At 73.0% G+C, this 1,632-nt stretch carries 1 protein-coding gene and 1 pseudogene; both read left to right on the top strand.

Features of this window, described 5'->3' with window-relative positions:
* Positions 1-478: pseudogene (locus GVN67_RS28925) on the top strand (hypothetical protein); the annotation flags it as partial.
* 151 nt (positions 479-629) lie between these two features.
* Positions 630-1,632, top strand: a 1,003-nt coding sequence (locus GVN67_RS28920) for an ABC transporter ATP-binding protein (RefSeq protein WP_160000749.1), incomplete at its 3' end; no start/stop codon positions are given.

Here is a 1,632-nt window from a genome sequence, read left to right as displayed (position 1 = left end):
GCCGGCGGGGGCGGTGGCGGGGCCGGCCGCGCGCATGGCGGTCTTCGACCATACCCAGGGCCGGCCGGGCGTCGCGCTGGGCGGCACCTTCTCGGCCAATCCGCTGACCATGGTGGCCGGCACCGCGACGCTCGCCGGCTATGACGAGGCCACGGTCGACCGCCTGGCGCGGCTGGGCGACGATGTCCGGCAATCGACCAACGCGGCCTTCCGCTCGGCCGGGCTGACGGCGCAGCTGACCGGGCTGGGCGGGCTGTTCCGGCTGCACCTGACCCTGGCGGAAATCCGCGACTACCGCTCGATCACCCCGTCGCCGGGCGGGCCGGGCGCGCTGGCCGCGGTGCATGCCGGGCTGCTGCGGCGCGGCGTGCTGCTGACGCCCAATTGCTCCGGCGCGCTGTCGACGCCGATGGGCGAATCCGAGGCCGCGCTGCTGCGCCTCGCCTTGCTGGAAACGGTGGCCGGGCTGGAGGCCTGATCTCGGCGCCCGGCAGAAACATCTGGCAGGAACATTCGGCAGATACGACCGGCAAAGACGATCAGGGAGAAAAACGCGCTTGCTACGGCTTCGGAATTGTTCCGATGCTGGCGGGCCGGCGTTGCCCGGCGATGCAGGGGGAGAGCGCCGCTTGGGTGACATCGTCTTCGACGCGATCGAGAAACGCTATGGCGCGATGGTCGCGGTGGAGCGGCTCTCCGCCCAGGTCGCGCAGGGCGAGTTCCTGACCATCCTCGGCCCCTCGGGCTCGGGCAAGACGACGGTGCTGTCGATGGTGGCCGGGCTGACCCCGCCCAGCGCCGGGCGCATCCAGATCGCCGGGCGCGACGTCACCCACCTGCCGCCGCAGGAGCGCCGCATCGGCCTGGTGTTCCAATCCTACGCGCTGTTCCCGCATCTCGACGTCTTCCGCAACGTCGCCTTCCCGCTCGCCGTGCGGGGCCTGCCGCGGGAGGATATCGCCCGCAAGGTGGCCGCCGCCCTCGCCCGGGTCCGGCTGACCGGGCTGGAGAGGCGGCGCCCGGCGCAATTGTCCGGCGGCCAGCAGCAGCGCGTCGCCCTGGCCCGCGCCCTGGTCTTCGAGCCGGACATCCTGCTGCTGGACGAGCCGCTCGGCGCCCTGGACAGGAAGCTGCGCGAGGAGGTGCAGGTCGAGCTGAAATCGCTGCAGCGGGAGCTCGGCATCACCACCCTGCTGGTCACCCATGACCAGGAGGAGGCGCTGTCGCTGTCCGACCGGCTGCTGGTGCTGAACGAGGGCGCGGTGCAGCAGGTGGGCACGCCCGACACCGTCTATCGCCGCCCCGCCAGCCGCTTCGTCGCCGAATTTTTGGGTATCGCCAACCTGCTGCAGGGGCGGCTGATCCGCGGCGGATTGCGGCTCGAGGGCAGCGAGACGGTCGTCGCCTGCGACGCCGCCGGCCGGCCGGAGGGGGCGCTGGCCACCGCGGTGATCCGGCCGGAGCAGATGCGCATCGCCCCCGGCCCGGCGCCGGGCACCCTGCCGGCGATCTTCCGCCAGTCGGTCTATCTCGGCCATCTGCAGCGCTGGCACCTGGAGACGCCGCAGGGGCTGCGCCTGGTGGCCCAGGCCGGTTCCGCCCCCGGTTCCGCCCCCGGTTCCGCCCCTGGCG

The organism is Roseomonas sp. 18066, assembly GCF_902706185.1.
In the GTDB taxonomy this organism is placed as follows: Bacteria; Pseudomonadota; Alphaproteobacteria; order Acetobacterales; family Acetobacteraceae; genus Pseudoroseomonas.
Note: the sequence above shows the minus strand (reverse complement) of the source record. Positions and strands in the feature narration are given on the sequence as shown.